The sequence below is a fragment of the Arthrobacter sp. SW1 genome (assembly GCF_001766675.1).
In the GTDB taxonomy this organism is placed as follows: Bacteria; Actinomycetota; Actinomycetes; order Actinomycetales; family Micrococcaceae; genus Arthrobacter.
Map to the genome: position 1 here is coordinate 42,132 of NZ_MJLT01000010.1, position 16,544 is coordinate 58,675.

General features: G+C 68.1%; 18 protein-coding genes. 9 read left to right on the plus strand and 9 right to left on the minus strand.

What is annotated here, in order from left to right; all coding sequences use genetic code 11:
• Positions 1–33: 33 nt before the first annotated feature.
• Positions 34–636 carry a HutD family protein gene (locus tag BIU82_RS07095; protein ID WP_070348770.1) on the minus strand — a complete coding sequence of 201 codons (603 nt, stop codon included), beginning with the start codon at positions 634–636 and terminating at the stop codon, positions 34–36.
• A gap of 100 nt (positions 637–736) precedes the next feature.
• On the opposite strand from BIU82_RS07095, the gene BIU82_RS07100 reads away from it, so the two are divergent.
• Both BIU82_RS07100 and BIU82_RS07105 read left to right on the plus strand, forming a co-directional pair.
• The gene (locus BIU82_RS07100) at positions 737–1,333 is read left to right on the plus strand and encodes a phosphoribosylanthranilate isomerase (RefSeq protein ID WP_070348771.1); all 597 of its coding nucleotides are present in this window, start codon (positions 737–739) and stop codon (positions 1,331–1,333) included.
• Between the two features lie 98 nt (positions 1,334–1,431).
• Positions 1,432–1,833 carry a YccF domain-containing protein gene (locus tag BIU82_RS07105; RefSeq protein ID WP_070348772.1) on the plus strand — a complete coding sequence of 134 codons (402 nt, stop codon included), beginning with the start codon at positions 1,432–1,434 and terminating at the stop codon, positions 1,831–1,833.
• A 10-nt stretch (positions 1,834–1,843) separates the two neighbouring features.
• Here the strand turns inward: BIU82_RS07105 and BIU82_RS07110 are convergent, their stop codons facing one another.
• The gene (locus BIU82_RS07110) at positions 1,844–2,686 is read right to left on the minus strand and encodes an NAD(P)H-binding protein (protein WP_070348773.1); all 843 of its coding nucleotides are present in this window, start codon (positions 2,684–2,686) and stop codon (positions 1,844–1,846) included.
• Positions 2,687–2,810: 124 nt separating this feature from the next.
• On the opposite strand from BIU82_RS07110, the gene BIU82_RS07115 reads away from it, so the two are divergent.
• Positions 2,811–3,191 (plus strand): helix-turn-helix domain-containing protein, encoded by a 381-nt coding sequence (locus BIU82_RS07115; protein WP_070348774.1) that lies wholly within the window; start codon positions 2,811–2,813, stop codon positions 3,189–3,191.
• A gap of 45 nt (positions 3,192–3,236) precedes the next feature.
• Here the strand turns inward: BIU82_RS07115 and BIU82_RS07120 are convergent, their stop codons facing one another.
• From BIU82_RS07120 to BIU82_RS07130, 3 genes are all read right to left on the minus strand, one after another.
• On the minus strand, positions 3,237–4,037 hold the full coding sequence (locus BIU82_RS07120) for a 2-phosphosulfolactate phosphatase (protein ID WP_070348775.1): 801 nt from the start codon (positions 4,035–4,037) through the stop codon (positions 3,237–3,239).
• The gene (locus BIU82_RS07125; RefSeq protein ID WP_070348776.1) at positions 4,034–4,903 is read right to left on the minus strand and encodes a DUF4031 domain-containing protein; all 870 of its coding nucleotides are present in this window, start codon (positions 4,901–4,903) and stop codon (positions 4,034–4,036) included. Before BIU82_RS07125 ends, BIU82_RS07120 begins: the two co-directional genes overlap by 4 nt.
• Positions 4,904–4,981: 78 nt before the next feature.
• Positions 4,982–6,316, minus strand: coding sequence for an FAD-binding oxidoreductase (locus tag BIU82_RS07130; protein WP_070348777.1), 1,335 nt, complete (start codon positions 6,314–6,316; stop codon positions 4,982–4,984).
• A 270-nt stretch (positions 6,317–6,586) separates the two neighbouring features.
• Here BIU82_RS07130 and BIU82_RS07135 point away from each other — a divergent pair, with 270 nt between their 5' ends.
• Positions 6,587–6,898 (plus strand): hypothetical protein, encoded by a 312-nt coding sequence (locus tag BIU82_RS07135; protein ID WP_070348778.1) that lies wholly within the window; start codon positions 6,587–6,589, stop codon positions 6,896–6,898.
• Between the two features lie 78 nt (positions 6,899–6,976).
• Here the strand turns inward: BIU82_RS07135 and BIU82_RS07140 are convergent, their stop codons facing one another.
• Entirely contained in the window at positions 6,977–7,447 is a 471-nt protein-coding gene (locus tag BIU82_RS07140; RefSeq protein ID WP_070348791.1) for an SRPBCC family protein, read from the minus strand.
• A 149-nt stretch (positions 7,448–7,596) separates the two neighbouring features.
• Between BIU82_RS07140 and clpB the strand changes: the two genes are divergently transcribed.
• The gene (clpB, locus tag BIU82_RS07145) at positions 7,597–10,266 is read left to right on the plus strand and encodes an ATP-dependent chaperone ClpB (protein ID WP_070348779.1); all 2,670 of its coding nucleotides are present in this window, start codon (positions 7,597–7,599) and stop codon (positions 10,264–10,266) included.
• Between the two features lie 54 nt (positions 10,267–10,320).
• Here the strand turns inward: clpB and BIU82_RS07150 are convergent, their stop codons facing one another.
• A complete protein-coding gene (locus tag BIU82_RS07150; protein ID WP_253182708.1) occupies positions 10,321–10,968 on the minus strand; it encodes a septum formation family protein in 648 nt (215 codons plus the stop codon).
• 204 nt (positions 10,969–11,172) lie between these two features.
• On the opposite strand from BIU82_RS07150, the gene BIU82_RS07155 reads away from it, so the two are divergent.
• The gene (locus BIU82_RS07155; RefSeq protein WP_070348780.1) at positions 11,173–11,406 is read left to right on the plus strand and encodes a DUF3073 domain-containing protein; all 234 of its coding nucleotides are present in this window, start codon (positions 11,173–11,175) and stop codon (positions 11,404–11,406) included.
• A gap of 262 nt (positions 11,407–11,668) precedes the next feature.
• Here the strand turns inward: BIU82_RS07155 and BIU82_RS07160 are convergent, their stop codons facing one another.
• Positions 11,669–13,075, minus strand: coding sequence for a PLP-dependent aminotransferase family protein (locus tag BIU82_RS07160; RefSeq protein ID WP_070348781.1), 1,407 nt, complete (start codon positions 13,073–13,075; stop codon positions 11,669–11,671).
• Between BIU82_RS07160 and BIU82_RS07165 the strand changes: the two genes are divergently transcribed.
• From BIU82_RS07165 to BIU82_RS07175, 3 genes are all read left to right on the plus strand, one after another.
• Positions 13,074–13,997, plus strand: coding sequence for a DMT family transporter (locus tag BIU82_RS07165; protein WP_070348782.1), 924 nt, complete (start codon positions 13,074–13,076; stop codon positions 13,995–13,997). The genes BIU82_RS07160 and BIU82_RS07165 overlap by 2 nt on opposite strands.
• 115 nt (positions 13,998–14,112) lie before the next feature.
• On the plus strand, positions 14,113–14,475 hold the full coding sequence (locus BIU82_RS07170) for a metalloregulator ArsR/SmtB family transcription factor (protein WP_070348783.1): 363 nt from the start codon (positions 14,113–14,115) through the stop codon (positions 14,473–14,475).
• Positions 14,472–15,449 carry a TIGR03086 family metal-binding protein gene (locus BIU82_RS07175; protein WP_070348784.1) on the plus strand — a complete coding sequence of 326 codons (978 nt, stop codon included), beginning with the start codon at positions 14,472–14,474 and terminating at the stop codon, positions 15,447–15,449. The genes BIU82_RS07170 and BIU82_RS07175 overlap by 4 nt, the downstream gene beginning before the upstream one ends.
• 99 nt (positions 15,450–15,548) lie before the next feature.
• Here the strand turns inward: BIU82_RS07175 and BIU82_RS07180 are convergent, their stop codons facing one another.
• The gene (locus tag BIU82_RS07180; protein WP_070348785.1) at positions 15,549–16,469 is read right to left on the minus strand and encodes a hypothetical protein; all 921 of its coding nucleotides are present in this window, start codon (positions 16,467–16,469) and stop codon (positions 15,549–15,551) included.
• Positions 16,470–16,544 lie beyond the last annotated feature (75 nt).

The following is a 16,544-nucleotide window of genomic DNA, read 5'->3' on the forward strand; positions in this document are numbered from 1 at the left end:
CAAACGCCCGGCCGGCCGGGACGGGCGCCGGGCCTACTCGGTGACGCGGTCGATCGAGATCACGGCCAGGAAACCCCGGCCGAGAATTTCCGGGGTGCGGCGGTCCGAGCCGACCACGGTGTCGTAGCGGCCCAGCTCAGTGGGTTCGGCCGCCGGCGTGGAAGCATCGTCAGGATCAGCCCCGTCAACCACCGAAGCCTTGCCCTCCAGCAGGACCGCCAGCTGGCCCTCGAAGACCGGGTGGGCACGCTTCTTGGAGAGCTCGATGATGGAGGTATAGCCCTTGAACGCTCCCGCACGGGAGATGACATTGAGGTCCCGGATATCGCCGGTGGGTAGCGCCGAGCCGGACTCGGCGTCGCCGGAGAAACGGAACGGCCGGTACTTCTCCAGAGGGTATTCCTTGCCGTCCACGGTGAGCAGCAGCAGTTCACCGTCGATCACCGTGATGACCCGTTCCATGCCCGGGAACTTGGAGAAGGCACCCGCTGTGGCGACTTCGGCGATGCTGACCCGCCAGTCCCACGCGCCGTCCTGCGCGGAGGCGGCTTTCGGGTGGCTGGCGATTTCGCGCGTCACCCCGCCGCCGTTGCGCCAAGGTTCGGGCCGGATGTCGGAAAAGCGGACGATATCCATGCACCCACCTTAACGGCGGACACCGTTCGAAACGGGACGGCGCGGCTTGCTACCGTCTTGGGGTAGAGACTTGTCCGGAAAACATCGCTGGAGGCGCGGAATGTTCGTCAAAGTGTGCGGCCTGAGCACGCCCGAATCCGTGCAGGCCGCCGTCGAAAGCGGCACGGACGCCGTCGGCTTCGTGCTCACCAAGAGCCCCCGCGAGGTCTCGCCCGAGCAGGCACGCGCCCTGTTGGCCGGCGTCCCTGAGGGGATTGCCGCCGTCGGCGTCTTCCGCCACGAAACCGCCGCCGACGCCGTCGCCACCGCCCGCGCCGCCGGCCTCGAATGGGTCCAGCTGCACGGCGCCCGCACGCCGGAGGACATCCGCACAGTGCACGACGCCGGCATGCGGCTGATCCGCGCCGTCACCCTGGGTGCCGCTCCGGAAGAGTTCGCGGACTGGGGCGAAGACCTGCTGTTGGTGGACGCCGCGGTCCCCGGCTCGGGCGAGGCCTGGGACTACGCGCTGATGCGCGACAAGGGCCTGGACGGCCGGAACTGGTTGCTGGCCGGCGGACTCTCGCCGGAGAACGTGGCGGACGCTGCCGAAGCGGCAGGCGCCTGGGGCGTGGACGTGTCCTCCGGCGTCGAATCCTCCCGCGGGGTCAAGGACCTGGCGAAGGTGCGGGCATTCGTGAAGGCCGCGAAGGGCTGAGGAGCCCGGTCCGGATTTCAGGGCGTGCCCCGATTTCAGGGGACGGTCAGGGCAAACCCCTAGCCTTGCTGTCAGAGGCAAGCGGCAGAATGGTAGGCATGAAGACGCTCCTCAACATCATCTGGTTGGTTTTCGGCGGGTTCTGGCTGGCGCTGGGATACTTCGCGGCGGGCATCCTGTGCTGCATCCTGATCATCACCATTCCGTGGGGGATCGCGTCCTTCCGGATCGGTGCCTACACGCTGTGGCCCTTCGGCCGTGTGGTGGTGGACAAGCCGGGATCCGGCAACCCCTTCACGCTCCTGGGCAACGTGATCTGGCTGCTCGTGGCCGGCATCTGGATCGCGATCGGCCACGTGGTCACCGCCGTCGCCATGGCCATCACCATCATCGGCATCCCGCTGGCCATCGCCAACCTGAAGCTGATTCCGGTGTCCCTCATGCCGCTCGGCAAGCAGATCGTGCCCAGCAACCAGCCTTTCGTGAGCAACTACCGCTAGGACCTGCAGTTCAGCGGAACGCTTCCGCGTTCCGCTGTGCCCAAGCGGCGAAGGTCCGGGCCGGCCGCCCAAGGACCGTCTCGACGTCGGGACTCACCTGGAGTTCCTCAGCCGTCGGCCGACCGAGGATCGCGAGCGTGCCGTCGGCGACCGCTTCGGGCATCACTTCCAGCAGTTGTGCCCGCGCCTGATCGTGTCCAAGCTCGACGAAATCCACCCGCTCTCCGATGGCCTCGGCGAGGACCGCGGCACGTTGCCGCGGGCTGCTCGGTTCCGGGCCGGTGAGCACGTACCTCTTCCCGGCGTGGGCATCGCTCGTCAGGCAGGCCGCGGCTACCCCGGCGATGTCAGCCGGGTCCACAGCCGGGAGCGCCACGTCGGCGTAAGGTGCGAACACCTTCCGCTCCTGCCGGATCGAAGGAGCCCACGCGAAGACGTTGCTCGCGAAGCCGCCCGGCCGCAGGATCGTCCACTGGAGCCCGGACTCCCGGACGGCCTGTTCCAATGCCACGAGCGGCGCATGGGACGGAGATCCGGGCCGGGTGCCGGCGGCCTGGGAAGACTGCAGGACCACCCGTTTCACACCGGCCTCGGCGGCGCGCTGCATGACTGCCGCGCCGTCCACATGGGCTCCGGCACCGGAGACCATCAGGAAGAGCGCTTGCGCACCCTTCAGTGCCGGGGCGAGGCTGTCCGCGTGAGCCAGGTCCGCGGCGATGGGCGTGACCCCGCGGCGTGCAGGCAGCGGTGACGACATGCCGCGGGAGACGGCGGTGACGGGATGGCCGGCACCGGCCAAGGACTCAACGAGTACCCGTCCCACGTTGCCCGTGGCACCAGTTACGACGATCAAGATGTTCTCCTTCGTTGCCTGTTTCCGGACGCATGCCGGGCATCCGGGCCGTCCGGACGACGGCTGCACGAGTAGGCTAGGAGGCCTCGCGCAACAGGTTCCCCCAGGAAAGTATTGGAGCGGCATGGCCAAGCTTGACGAAACCCTCGCAGCCCCGGCCACGGGGTGCCGGATCAGCCCGGCAGTCGACCTGCTCTTCAGCCGGTGGACCACCCCGATCCTGTGGACGCTCAACCAATCGGGCCCGCTTCGCTTCGTTGACCTTCAGCAGCAACTGGGCAGCATCACGGCCAAGGTCCTCACCCAGCGGCTTCGCCAGTTCGAACGCGACGGCCTGGTGGAGCGGCGCAGCTACGGGGAAGTGCCGCCGCGCGTGGAGTACGAAATCACGGACCTCGGACGGAGCCTCTCGCCCGTGTTCGCATCCCTGGCGTACTGGACCGAGAACCATTTGCCGGCTGTCGAGGAAGCCCGCGCTTCCTACACCGGCCCGCTGCCGCGGTAGACGTTACGGAGAAACATGCCGGCGAAAGCTAAACCCGCCGGAACGCTAGACGCGCTTGAAAGAACCACCCTGCATGAGCGCCACCACGGACGAGGCATCCAGCCCCGCGGCGATCTCCACGTCCTCCGGGTAGCCCATGCCGATCAGCTCCCGCCCGCTGGAGCAGCCGCGCAGGAATTCCGGCAGGTTCGGCTCGGCGGCATCGTAGGCTGCGGCCGCCATGAGGGCCTCCGGCGAGAACGCCTCGGGGCTGAACACTTCGCGCCCGGCTGCGACCAGTCCGGCCAGGAACGCACCCGCGCCCCAGAGGTCCTCCACAGCGGGCCGGAGCCCGCCATCGTGATGCAGTCCGCCGTCGTTCCCCGGTCCGCCGTGGTGCCATAGCTCGCCGGCCGCGATGACGGCGATCACCGCATCCTCCGGAAGCGTGGCGAGCACCCACTCGGCCGTGGCCGCGGCGTTGCGCAGGCAGACGGCGCTCAGCAGCGGCACCTCACCCGCCAGTTCGTGGCAGATGGCCGAGCCGTTGGGGGAGGGCAGCACCACGCGCTCCAGGCCGGGCGTGTCCCGCAGGCTCGCCGGAGACAGGCTCAGCCCGCCGCCGTTCCGCGGCCCCGCCAGCGTGGCTCCGTGGTGTACGGCGAAGTCTTCCGCGCCGGTGTCCTTCCAGCGGTACGGGTAGACGTCCACCCCGCGCTCGACGGCGACGCTCACGCAGGTGCTGAACGACAGCACGTCCACCACCACCGCAAGGTCCGCGCCGGACGCGACCGTGCGGGCGCCGTCGAGCCCCCACTCGAAGCGGATCCGGTACGGCAGCTGCCGGTGCACGGCCCCGGCGGTCATGCCAGTTCCGCCTGCAGGTTGCGGCGCGCGGCGTCGAGCCAAAGCTCCCGGGCGCGGGCGTTATGGAACAGGGGGTCCAGCGCCAGCAGTCGGCGGACGACGGCGGCGCGGCCGGTGGCGAAGTCGGCGTCGCTGACGTGCGCGTAGTCTTCGCGGACGGCGGCGAGGTAGCGGGCGTACGCCGCCGGTTCGGCGCCGAGGACGGAGAGGTCCGCGTCGCAGAGCAGGGCGCCGGCGTAGTCATCGGGTGCGGGATCGTGGCTTGCGGTGAGCCGGACCAAACGGGCGACCTCGGCGATGTCGTCCTCCGGCAGGCCGACGGAGGTCAGCCGTTTCTCCGCGAGGAGCGCTGATTCCTCCTCGTCCGTGCCCGCAATCCCTTCGTAGACGGCGTCATGGAACCACGCCGCCAGGGCCACCGTCCGGGCGGGCAGCGCCGGTTCGGTCAACACGTCCAGGGCTTCGAGGACCGCCAGGAGGTGGGTGCGGCTGTGGTACTTCCGGTGGTCTTCGCCCCAGCGTTCCAGCAGCTCGAAGCCGAGCTCTTCATGACCGGGCAGGATGGAATTCCAGCGCTCCAGCAGGGGCACGGTGAGGGCCTTGCTGCGCTGCCGGGCCGGGATCCGCAGGCCGCTGGCGATCAGCTTGCGCACCAGCACCCCGGCTTCCACGGGAATCGCCCCGGCGGCGACGAGCTCCGCGTAACGGTGCTCGGCGACGTCGTAATGGTCGCCGTCGAACGCCCGCTCCGGAACGCCGGCCATCAAGGCGAAAGCGTGCAGTTCCTCAAGGGAAGTATCGGACACCAAATGGGAGAACACGGTCCCGTGCGCGGGCCATAGGGGCGGATCCACATAGACGGCCATGGCCAAAGTGTAGCCCCGGCGGCGGGTCCGGCAAGGGGACGGCCGGCCCTGCCGCCGTCGTTCGGCTCAGGGCGCCGCTCAGCGCTCCGCCGGCAGGATGTTCTGGTTGCCGCGGAAGGTGTTCTCCGGATCGAACTCGCGCTTGACCTGCGAGAGCCGGCGGTAGTTCTCCTCGCCGTACGCGGCCATGATGCGGTCCTGCCCTTCGTGGCCGATGAAGTTCAGCCACACGCCGCCCGTGGTGTACGGGGCGATGTCCTCGCGGAACCGTTTCACCCAGGCCTTGGCCTCCTGCCCGCCCTCGGGAGTGTCGGCCAGCCCGAAGGGGTGGCTCACCCAGGCGGCACTGCGATTTTGCAGGGGAGTGGCCGCGGCGGCCGACCCGCCCACAGCCCCGCCCCAGCGGGCAATGAGCTGCTGCGAACTCTCGCCCGGCAGATGGTTCGCCGAATCCACGAACAGCTCCAGGGCGTCATCCGTGAGTTCGTCGTGGTAGTCCGCGCTCCAGTAGTTGTACTTGCCCGGCGGGTCGTCGATCATGCATTGGAAATCCGCGTAGCCCATGGGCGCCACCAGGTCCACGGCCGGCCCCATCGCGCGGAAGGGCTGGACATGTTCCGCGCCTTCCTCGGAGTCGCCCGCGTAGAGGTACGCCACGCCTACCGCCATCTTTCCCACCATGTCCTCCGGGACGAACGGTTCCGGCGGGGCGGTGAGGTAGACAAGCGCGGTCCCGACGGCGTCGGGGGCTTCCAGCGCCGCGCCCCGGAAGCCGCGGCTCACCTCCGTTGCGGCGGCGCCGGGGAAAAGCATGAGTCCGGCCTGCACTGTGGGGCCAAGGTCCCGGAGCCCGAAGGTGAAGGAGGTGGCGACGCCGAAGTTCCCGCCTCCGCCGTGCAGGGCCCAGAAGAGTTCGGGGTTCTCCTGCGCGCTCGCGGTCACCTGGTCCCCGGCCGCCGTCACGAGGTCCACGGAGAGCAGGTTGTCGCAGGCGAAGCCGAAGGAGCGCTCCAGCCAGCCCGAGCCACCGCCCAGGGTAAAGCCGGCCACGCCGGTGGTGGAGGCGCGGCCGCCCGTGGTGGCCAGCCCGTGTACCTGGGTGGCGCGGTCGAACTCGCCCCACGTCACGCCGGATCCGACCGTGATGGCGCGGGCGTCACGGTCCACGTTGATGGATTTCATGGGCCTGACGTCCACCACCAGGCCGTCGTCGTTGGTGGACATTCCTGCCACCGAGTGGCCGCCGGCGCGCACCGCAACATCAAGACGGTGGACGCGGGCGTAGTGAAGTGCCTCGGCCACGTCCGCGGGCGATGCACACTGGGCGATCACCGCCGGGCGGCGGTCGATCATCGCGTTGAAAAGCTTCCGCTTTTCCTCATAGTCCGGGCTGCCGGGCCGGGTCCATTCCATGGCACACCTCCGCGTCCACGGCCCTACCCCTCACGCAAAAGGGTACGGCTCCGAGCAGCCGCCAACCATGGGGAAACCCTTAGGAAATTCTTTCGGCCGGGCCGCTTCTGCCCGGGGCCGCATGGGCCTGGAAAAACGAGTACCGCCTACTCGTGCGGAGGCGCCGCCGGAGGCCGTTAATTGGAGCATGGCATGACCTGTGCCAGGAGGCTGTGCCTGTTCCAAGGACGGCCCCAAACCGAGGTTTCTTTTTGATAGGGAGGAAAAGCAATGGCTTGGATCAGGGCATCGGCCGCGGCCGGTGCCGTTCTGTTCGCGGGAATGCTGGGTTTCGCCCCGGCAGCCTCCGCGACTATCCACCCGATCGTCGAATCCGCTGATTGCGCCAATGCGACGGCGGACGCGCACCATCCCCTCGGAGATGTGGCGGATCCCATCGGAGCGACGCCGGGCTTCGGAAGCCATTCCGATACGAGCAGCCTGCGGGCGATCATCGTGATTTCGGACGGGTTCACCGATTTCTCTAGCCCGGCGATGTTCGGCCACAAGCTCGACGGCGTGTGCGGACACGCAGGGCCTTAAGGTCGCCAAGCGCTCCGTACACCGAAACGGTGCCCGTCTCGAAAGAGGCCGGGCGCCGTTTTCTGTGGGGGGGCTGCGTCAGCTCTTCCGTTTGACCGCTTCCACGCTGAGGGATGCCAGGCCTTTTTCGAAGTCCTTGCCCACCATCTTGTCCATGTTCATGACCAAGGAGAACAGCTTGGAGAGGAGGGTTTTGTTTTCGCCGGTCATGGCCCAGGTGACCCGGGTGGCGCCGCCTTCCGGAACGAAAGTGAACACGGTGGGGTTCACGCCCTTGAAGGGCTTGATGAATTCCAGGCGGATGCGGACCCGGGACGGTTCGTCCGAGCCCACGATTTCCATGTTGCCGGAGCCCACTTTGTTGTTGCCGGTCCATTCGTATTTGGCGCCGACGCCGGATTCCGGGCCGGAGTAGCTGCGGCTGAGGTTGGGGTCCATGGCTTCCCAGGGCGACCATTTGGTCCATTCGTGGAAGTCGTTGACCAGGGGGAAGATCGCGGATGGGGGAGCCGGGATCAGGGCGGAACGGGAGACGGTGAAGGTGCTCATGCGCACATGGTACGTCTGGACAGTCCCGCGGACGTGGACCAGCATGGACCACAAGAGGCCTGTTTCAAAGTTGAGCGTGATAGACTCAAGTTTGTAAGACTTGCTTGACTCAACTTTGGAAAAATCCCAGCTTCCCGAAAGGAGCTCTTTTGGACGTCAAATTCACCACCAAGAGCCAGGAGGCTCTTTCCGCGGCAGCCATGAACGCCTCCACTGCCGGCAACCCGCAACTTGAACCTGCCCACCTGCTCAAGGCCCTCATGGATCAGCGCGAAGGCGTCGCGGTGGCGCTGCTGCGCGCAACCGGTGCGGACCCGGACGCCGTGAGCGTCCAGGCGAGTTCCGCGATCAAGGCCCTGCCGTCGTCGTCGGGCAGCTCTGTCCAGCAGGCGCAGCTCTCCCGCCCGGCACTGCAGGCCATCAAGGCCGCCGAAAGCGAAGCCGAAAAGCTCGGCGACTCCTTTGTCTCCACCGAACACCTGCTGCTGGGCCTCTCCGCCGGGAGCGACGCCGTCGGGAAGCTGTTGCGCGACGCCGGAGCCTCCCATGAGGCGCTCCTCGCCGCCCTGCCGGGTGTCCGCGGCGACCGCAAGGTGACCTCGCCGGACCCGGAGAACACCTTCCAGGCGCTCGAAAAGTTCGGCACGGACCTGACCGCGGTGGCGCGCTCGGGCAAGCTGGACCCGGTGATCGGCCGCGACTCGGAGATCCGTCGCGTCATCCAGGTACTTTCCCGCCGCACCAAGAACAATCCTGTGCTGATCGGTGAGCCCGGCGTCGGCAAGACCGCCGTCGTGGAAGGCCTGGCCCAGCGCATGGTGGCCGGCGACGTTCCGGAGAGCCTGCGCGGTAAGACCCTCATCGCCCTGGACCTGGCCTCGATGGTGGCCGGCGCCAAGTACCGCGGTGAATTCGAAGAGCGGCTCAAGGCCGTGCTGGAGGAGATCAAGAACTCGGACGGGCAGATCGTCACCTTCATCGACGAAATCCACACCGTGGTGGGCGCAGGCGCCAGCGGCGAAAGCGCCATGGACGCCGGCAACATGCTCAAGCCCATGCTGGCCCGCGGCGAGCTCCGCCTGATCGGTGCCACCACCTTGGACGAGTACCGCGAGAACATCGAGAAGGACCCCGCCCTGGAGCGCCGCTTCCAGCAGGTCTACGTCGGCGAGCCCAGCGTGGATGACACCATCGGCATCCTGCGCGGCCTCAAGGAACGCTACGAAGCGCACCACAAGGTGGCCATCGCCGACTCTGCCCTGGTGGCCGCAGCGACGCTGTCCAACCGCTACATCGCGGGGCGGCAGCTGCCGGACAAGGCCATCGACCTGGTGGACGAGGCTGCGTCCCGGCTGCGCATGGAGATCGACTCCGCACCGGAGGAAATCGACCAGCTGCGCCGCGCCGTGGACCGGCTCACCATGGAAGAGCTCGCCCTGGCCGGCGAGTCGGACGCCGCGTCCGTGGAGCGCCTGGCCGCGCTGCGTGCGGACATGGCGGACAAGAAGGAAACCCTCGCGGCCCTCAACGCACGCTGGGAAGCCGAGAAGGCCGGCCTCAACCGCGTGGGCGACCTCAAGGCGAAGATCGACGAACTGCGCTCCGCCGCCGAGAAGTACCAGCGCGAAGGCGACCTGGAATCGGCGTCGCGCATTCTCTACGGGGAGCTGCCCGCCCTGGAGCGGGAGCTGAACGCCGCGGCCGCGGAGGAAGCTGCGCAGGATAAGCCGGAGCTGATGGTCGCGGAGGAGGTCACCGCGGACGACATCGCCGAGGTCATCTCCGCCTGGACCGGCATCCCGGCCGGCCGCATGCTGCAGGGCGAATCCCAGAAGCTGCTGCACATGGAAGAGGAACTCGGCAAGCGGCTGATCGGTCAGCACAAGGCCGTCACCGCGGTCTCCGATGCCGTCCGCCGCGCCCGGGCCGGTATCTCCGACCCCAACCGGCCCACGGGTTCGTTCCTGTTCCTCGGCCCCACCGGCGTCGGCAAGACCGAGCTGGCCAAGGCCCTGGCGGACTTCCTCTTCGACGACGAACGCGCCATGATCCGGATCGACATGTCCGAATACGGCGAGAAGCACTCGGTGGCCCGGCTGGTCGGTGCCCCTCCGGGCTACGTCGGCTACGAAGAGGGCGGCCAGCTCACCGAGGCCGTGCGGCGCCGCCCGTACTCCGTGGTGCTGCTGGACGAGGTGGAGAAGGCCCACCCCGAAGTCTTCGACATCCTCCTGCAGGTGCTCGACGACGGCCGCCTCACCGACGGCCAGGGCCGCACCGTCGACTTCCGGAACACCATCCTGGTGCTCACCTCGAACTCGGGCAGCCAGTTCCTGGTGGACCCGTCACTGGACGCCCGGGCCAAGCAGGACGCCGTGATGTCCGTGGTGCGGGCCTCCTTCAAGCCGGAGTTCCTGAACCGCCTGGACGAGATTGTGCTGTTCGATCCGCTGAGCGTGGACGAGCTGGCGAACATCGTGGAACTGCACGTGGCCGAGCTCGCCAAGCGCCTGCACGACCGCCGGCTCACCCTCGAGGTCAGCGACGGCGCCCGCGCCTGGCTGGCCATGACCGGCTACGACCCCGCTTACGGTGCCCGGCCGTTGCGCCGCCTGGTGCAGCGTGAGATTGGCGACCGCCTCGCCAAGGAAATCCTGGCCGGGGAAATCGTGGACGGGGACACCGTGCTGGTGGACACCGCGGCCGACGTCGACGAGCTCACCATCGAGGGCCTGGAGGCGCTCGAAGGGCCCGACGGCGGTGCTCCCGCCGGCAGCGGCCTGGCCGGCAGTGGCCTGGTGGTGCGCCGGAAGCAGTAGCAGACACGAGGGCCGGGGCAGCGTCCGCTGCCCCGGCCCTCGTTTCGTTGTGCGCTACTTCTGCAAGACGCTTTCCTTCAGGGTGTTGCCGGAGTCCACCACGATGAAGCAGTCCACCCGGCGGTCGCCGCGGTTCCAGCTGTCCGAACTCGGGTAGACATTCTGCTGCAGGAGGTTGTTGTACTTGCGCGAAGCTTCGTTCAACATCACGGTGCGGCACACGTCGCGGCCTTTGTCCCGCAGGGCGTTGGTGCCCGGGAAGCCGTCGTTCGCCTTGTAGTTGAAGACGGCGCCGAGCTGGGCGGAGTGCGGCGTGGTGCAGTCCACGGCACGGGCCTTGCTGGCGTTGGAATCGAAATCGCTGAAGCAGTCGCCCACGCGGTAGTCCTTGGCCTCGATGTCCGCCGGCAGCGGACCGCGGCTGGCGGGAGCGGTGGCGGCGGGGTTGCCGGCCTCGGGTTTGTTGCTGAGGGCGGCGAGCAGGATCCACAGGGAGATGCCGATGATCAGCAGTACGCCCAGGACGATGCCGCCGATGATGAGGCGCTGTTTGCTCAGCCGGTCCATCGCCGGGCGCGGCCCGCGCGGAGGCGTGGCCGGGGCAGGGGGAACGGCGTCACTGCGCTCTTCGTCCGAGCCGTACGGCGAGGGGTTTTCCTGGCCCATGTCCGAATCCGTGCCTTTCATGCGTGCAAAGCTCATCTCCGGGAGACTCTACCCAAGATTTCCCTGCCCCGGAGTACCGCGGTCCGCGCTGCGGCCGGGCGCCCGGGAGCTCCGGGGTGGGACGCAACCGTTGCCGAAAGCATGTAATCTAGACATACGACAAATTGATCAAACATTCCGGGGCCTCACCGATCGCCAAAGGTGACCACCTCCGGTCCAAGTACAAAAGGGGGTCACGCCATGGGGCGCGGCCGTCAAAAGGCAAAAGCTACCAAGCAGGCTCGGGACATCAAGTACTACTCCCCGAACACTGACTATTCGGCCCTTCAGCGTGAGCTGGCAGGGCCATCGAGTCGTGCGGCGAGCCGCTTCCAGGACGATCCCACGGAGCCGGATTACTCGGCTTATGCGGACAAGTACGGACAGGACCTGGATGACGATGACGACGAGGTAGATTCCCGCCGCATCGGCTAGCTGGTGCATGCGGTGCCGTCCGGCACCCGGCCACCGCCGCCGTCGTACTTCCAGCATCTTCACCCGCAGGGCGCGCCACCAAAGCGCACCCTGCGGGTCTTTTGCGTGCTCTCTTGCCCTTCCGCACGGCACCCTTCCACACAGCACCCTTCCGTACAGCAACGCGGGGTCAGTTACGGCCCATGTTTGGCATCCGGATGGGCCGTAAGTGACCCCGCGTTGCCGGGTTCAGCGGTCCGGGGTTGCTGCTCGGGGGTCCTGTTCAGCCGCGGCCCAGCACCTCGCCGAGGATCCTGGTGCCCTCCGTGAACGCGGAAGGGTTGGGCCCGGCGTAGTTGAGCCGGATGAACGCGCCCGCGGACTCGGCGGGGAACCATTCTGCGCCCGGTGCAATCAGCACGCCTTCCGCCTCGCATTCCCGTGCCAGGCGCGCCACGTCCGTGCCGTCCGGAAGCTGCGCCCAAAGATTCAAGCCGCCCGAGGGGACATGCGCCACGTGGGCTTGCGGAACGTGCTCCCGAAGACCCGCCAGCAGCAGGTCCCGGCGTGCGAGAAGCTGCTGGCGGAGGCTGCGGAGGTGGCTTTGCCACGCGGGCTGCGTGACGACGTCGAGCGCTGCCGCCTGCAGCAGGCCGCTGACGTACATCGACTCTGCGCCGCGCTCGGCCAGGATCCGCTCCCGTGCCGGGCCGCGCGCGATCAGCGCTGCCACGCGGATGGCGGGGGAGACGCTCTTGGTGAGGGAGCGGAGGTAGAGGACGTGTCCGCCGTCGTCCCGGCTGGCCAGCGGTACGGGGGCGGTGGTGATGCCGAAGTCGTGTGCCCAGTCGTCCTCGAGGGCGAAGGCGCCGTGCGCTCGGGCCACCTCCAGGATCCGGTCCGCGCGCTCCGCCGGCCACTGCGCGCCCGTGGGATTGGCGTAGTTGGGCTGGGCGTAGAAGAGCCGGGCCCCGCTTTCGGCGAAGGCCCGGTCCAGGTCGTCGGGATCGGGGCCTTGGGGGCCGCTCGGCACCGGGACGAGCCGGACGCCGGCCTGGCCTGCCGCGAGCACCGCGCCCCAGTAGGTGGGGGACTCCACCACCAACGGCTGGCCGGTGCCCACGAGGGAGCGGAACACCGAGCCCAGCCCGCTCTGGCTGCCGGGCAGCACCGTGACGTCGCCCGGAGCAGGCGGCGTGAAGCCCAAGGGAGTAGCGGTTTCGAGTTCCTGCGCGAACCAGGACTGCAGTTCCGGCAGGCCGGCTGCCGGTGTGCGGGAGAGGGCGGCTTCGCTGCGGGCCACCCGCGCCAGTGCGCTGCGGACCAGCCGTTCGGGCAGCAGTTCCCGCGCCGGGTAGCCGGAGTGGAAGGCGACGATGTCGTTCGGCACGTCGCGCATCGCGGCCGACGTCGCGCGTGCCGTCGCCAGCGGTGCGCGCAGCGCGGCGGTTTGCCAGCCGTAGTCGGCGGGCCGCGCAGTGCGCACCGCACGGACGAAAGTCCCGACGCCGGGCCGGCTCTCCACGAGGCCTTGCGCGGTGAGGCTTTGCAGCGCCTTTTGCACGGTCACCGGGCTGGCCTGGTGTTCGGCGACCAAGGTGCGGGTGGACGGCAGGCGGGACCCCGGCGGAGCCTTGGTGATCCACTCACGGAGCGCGGCGGCAATCCGCGAACTGCTATCGTTGTTCATGAGAGTATATAGTAGCGCTACCGTCCCTACTCGCTCAGTGATACCAGTCCGGCGCAGCTCCGGACTGTGGTGGGGCCTGCTGGGCGTGGCGGCATTTTCCTTTACCGTTCCCTTTACCCGCTTGGCCGTGGCTGGGTTGCCGCCGCTGTTTGTGGCCTCCGGCCGCGCCGTGCTGGCGGCCGCACTCGCGGCGATCGCGCTGGCGGCGACCCGGCAGCCCTTGCCGCGTGGACGCCAATTGCTTCGTCTCGGCGTCGTGGCCGGGGGCGTGGTGCTCGGTTTCCCGCTGTTGACCTCCTTCGCCCTTACCACCGCCCCCGCCAGCCACGGCGCCGTCGTCGTTGCGCTGCTTCCCGCGGCAACCGCGACGGCGGCCGCGCTGCGCGGGCGGGAACGTCCCCGCCCGGCGTTCTGGCTGGCGATGCTGGTGGGCGCCGTTGCTGCGCTGCTGTTCGCCATGTTTCAGGGCGGTGGCTTTGGCCGGCTGCATTGGAGCGACCTGCTGTTCTTCGGTGCCATGGTTGCGGCCGCTATCGGCTACGCGGAAGGGGGCTTGCTCTCGCGCGAACTCGGCGCCTGGCAGACCGTGTCCTGGGCCTTGGTGCTCGCGGCGCCGGTGATGGTGCTGCTGACTGGGGTCTCCATGGCGGGGGCGCCGCTGACGGCGTCGCCCGAACAGTGGGGCGCCTTCCTTTACCTGGGCGTGGTGAGCATGTTCCTCGGATTTTTCGCCTGGTACCGCGGCCTTGCCATCGGGCCGATGGCCCAGGTAAGCCAAGTCCAGCTGGTGCAGCCGGTGCTCGGCATCTGCTGGGCCGGGCTCCTCCTGGGTGAAGACCTCGGGTGGGCGACCATCCTGGGCGGGATCGCCGTCGTGCTCTGTGCGGGAGTCGCGGTGCGCGTCCGCCTCAACCCCTCCTAACCCTCCCCGACGCGGGGTCAGTTACGGCCCATGTTTGGTGTCCGGATGGGCCGTAACTGACCCCGCGTTGCCTGGGCATTGACTTAATGCGTTAGCCACCACTAACCTATTTTCCATGCTCGACCCACTGGAAGTTGCCGCGGAGCCAAATCGGCGCCGCTTGCTGCAGCTGCTGGGGGCCGGTGAGCGGACGGTGACGGAACTCGCTTCGGAATTCACGGTGAGCCGCTCCGCCGTTTCCCAGCATCTGCTGTTGCTGGAACAGGCCGGACTCGTAGTGGCCCGGAAGGAAGGCCGCAACAGGTTCTACAGCCTGGACCGCCAAGGTATGGCCGGCCTCCGGAGGCTCTTCGAGCAGTTCTGGACCACCGAGCTGGACCTGCTCGTCAGCGACGCACACAACTTCACCCCAGAAGCCCGTCCTTCCCGCACCCCGGAACGCCCAAGCCCTGAACACCAAGCCAAGGAGCCATCATGATTTTCGACAAGACCGTCCTGCTTCCCCTCGATGTCGAGCAGGCCTTCGAACTCGTCACCCAGCCCGAACGCCTGCGCCGTTGGCAGACTGTTGCCGCCCGCGTGGACCTGAAGGTAGGCGGCGAGTACCGCTGGACCGTGGTGCCCGGCCACCACGCTTCCGGCACGTTCACCGAGGTGGAGCCCGGAAAGCGCGTTGTCTTCAGCCTGCTTTGGGAACAGCCCGGCGCGATCGAAGACACCACCACGGTGTCCATCACCCTGGAAGCGGTTGAGGGCGGCACCACCGTCCGCCTGGTCCACGAGGGCCTGCCGACTGCCGAAGCCCTGGCCTCCCACACCGAAGGCTGGACCCACTTCATGGAGCGACTGCTCGCCCAGGCCACCACCGGCGACGCCGGGCCGGATGAATGGGCCGCGTCCCCCGAAAACCTCGACGAACTCACGGCCGCAGACGCCACCCTGGCCATCCTGCAGCGCGTGCTGCTCGGCATCACCGATGCTGACCTGCAGAAGCAGACTCCCTGCGCCGACTTCGACGTCGCCGGCCTGCTGGACCACCTGGCCGGTTCGATTGCCGGCATCGGCAAGGCGCTGGGCGCCGAGGTAGCGGACGACGCCGGGAAGTCGCCTGAGGCGCGCATCGCGGACCTTGCCCAGCCGACGCTTGAAGCCTTCTACCGCCGTGGAGTGGACGGCACCGTGGACATGGGCTTCGCTGAATTGCCGGCTACGATCGTCGCTTCGATCCTGAACCTGGAGTTCCTGGTCCATGCCTGGGACTTCGCCAAGGCACTGGGCCAGGAGCTGACGGTCGCTGAGGGACTGAGCAGCTACGTCGAGGTCCTGGCGCAGAACACCATCAGTGAGCAGGTCCGTGCCAACGGCAGCTTCGCCCCCGCGCAGGAGGTGGCGGAAACGGCGTCGAGCCTGGAACGCTTGGTGGCCTTCACCGGCCGGGCCGTCCACGCCTAGGGCTGTTTGTCCCTGCCCAACCCCCAACGCGGGGTCACTTACGGCCCATGTTTGCACTGAACATGGGCCGTAAGTGACCCCGCGTTGGTTTTTGGAGGCTCAGACGGAGCGGAGCTTGGCCCGCTTGATCCGGGCGATAAGGCCTGTGAAGCCTTCGGCGAGGTCATCGGCATTGGCCTTGAAATAGGACCAGCCGGCGTTGGTGAAGGCTTCGTCCCGCCGGTTGTCCTTGGACTGCCGTTCGCGCGTGAGGTGCGGGGCGCCGTCGTACTGCACGGCAATCCGGAAGCGCCGGTAGCCGAGGTCCGCGGACGGCGACCACGGATGGTCCGGGTCGAGCCTGAGCTGCAGTTCCGGTTCCGGAAGCCCGGCATCCATCAGGGCCAGGCGCATGAATGTTTCGGGAAGCGAATCCGATCCGACCCGCATTTCCTCGAGCGCAAGGCGGGCCTTCTCCACGCCTTTCATGTTCGGGTGCTTGCGGATCATGAGACGCAGCTCTTCCTTGTCTGAGTAGGGTTCGGACCTGCTTTCAAAGTCCGGCCGCGGCACACGGATCACTTGGTCTCCCATCGCGATCACGTAGGGCAACGGCAACTGATGTGCCAGGTCGAGCCAGGTCCGCGCCGGCGAAGACACCGGGATACCGTTCAACTCGATGACTTCGCCCGGCAGCACCCGGACCCGATGCCCGGCCACCCCGGCCCTGCGTACGCGCGGAAGCTCATGGGGTTTGCTGAGATGGATGGTCTCCCCGCCGCCCAGCCAAGGCGGGAGGCAAAGCCTGATCAGCAGGGCTGCGCTCTCATGGGATACCCAAGCGCCCGGCGTTGCGACGGCAAGCGCCCGTGCACGTTCGGCGAGTGCAAACTCCCGGCCGGCGGGCAGATGGATCAGTCGGCCGCCGTCGGACACATCCCTGGCCCTCAACCGCTTCGGCGGCACACCCAAGGCGCGCGACTCGTGGACAGTGAACGGACGCCGGGTGAGGTCTTCCGGCAGGGGGCTGAGGCGGACCATGCGGTAAGTCTGCCCGGAAACGGAGGCCGAAAATCAGTTATCCACAGGGCTACTTCCAAAAACAGCAGCGCGGGG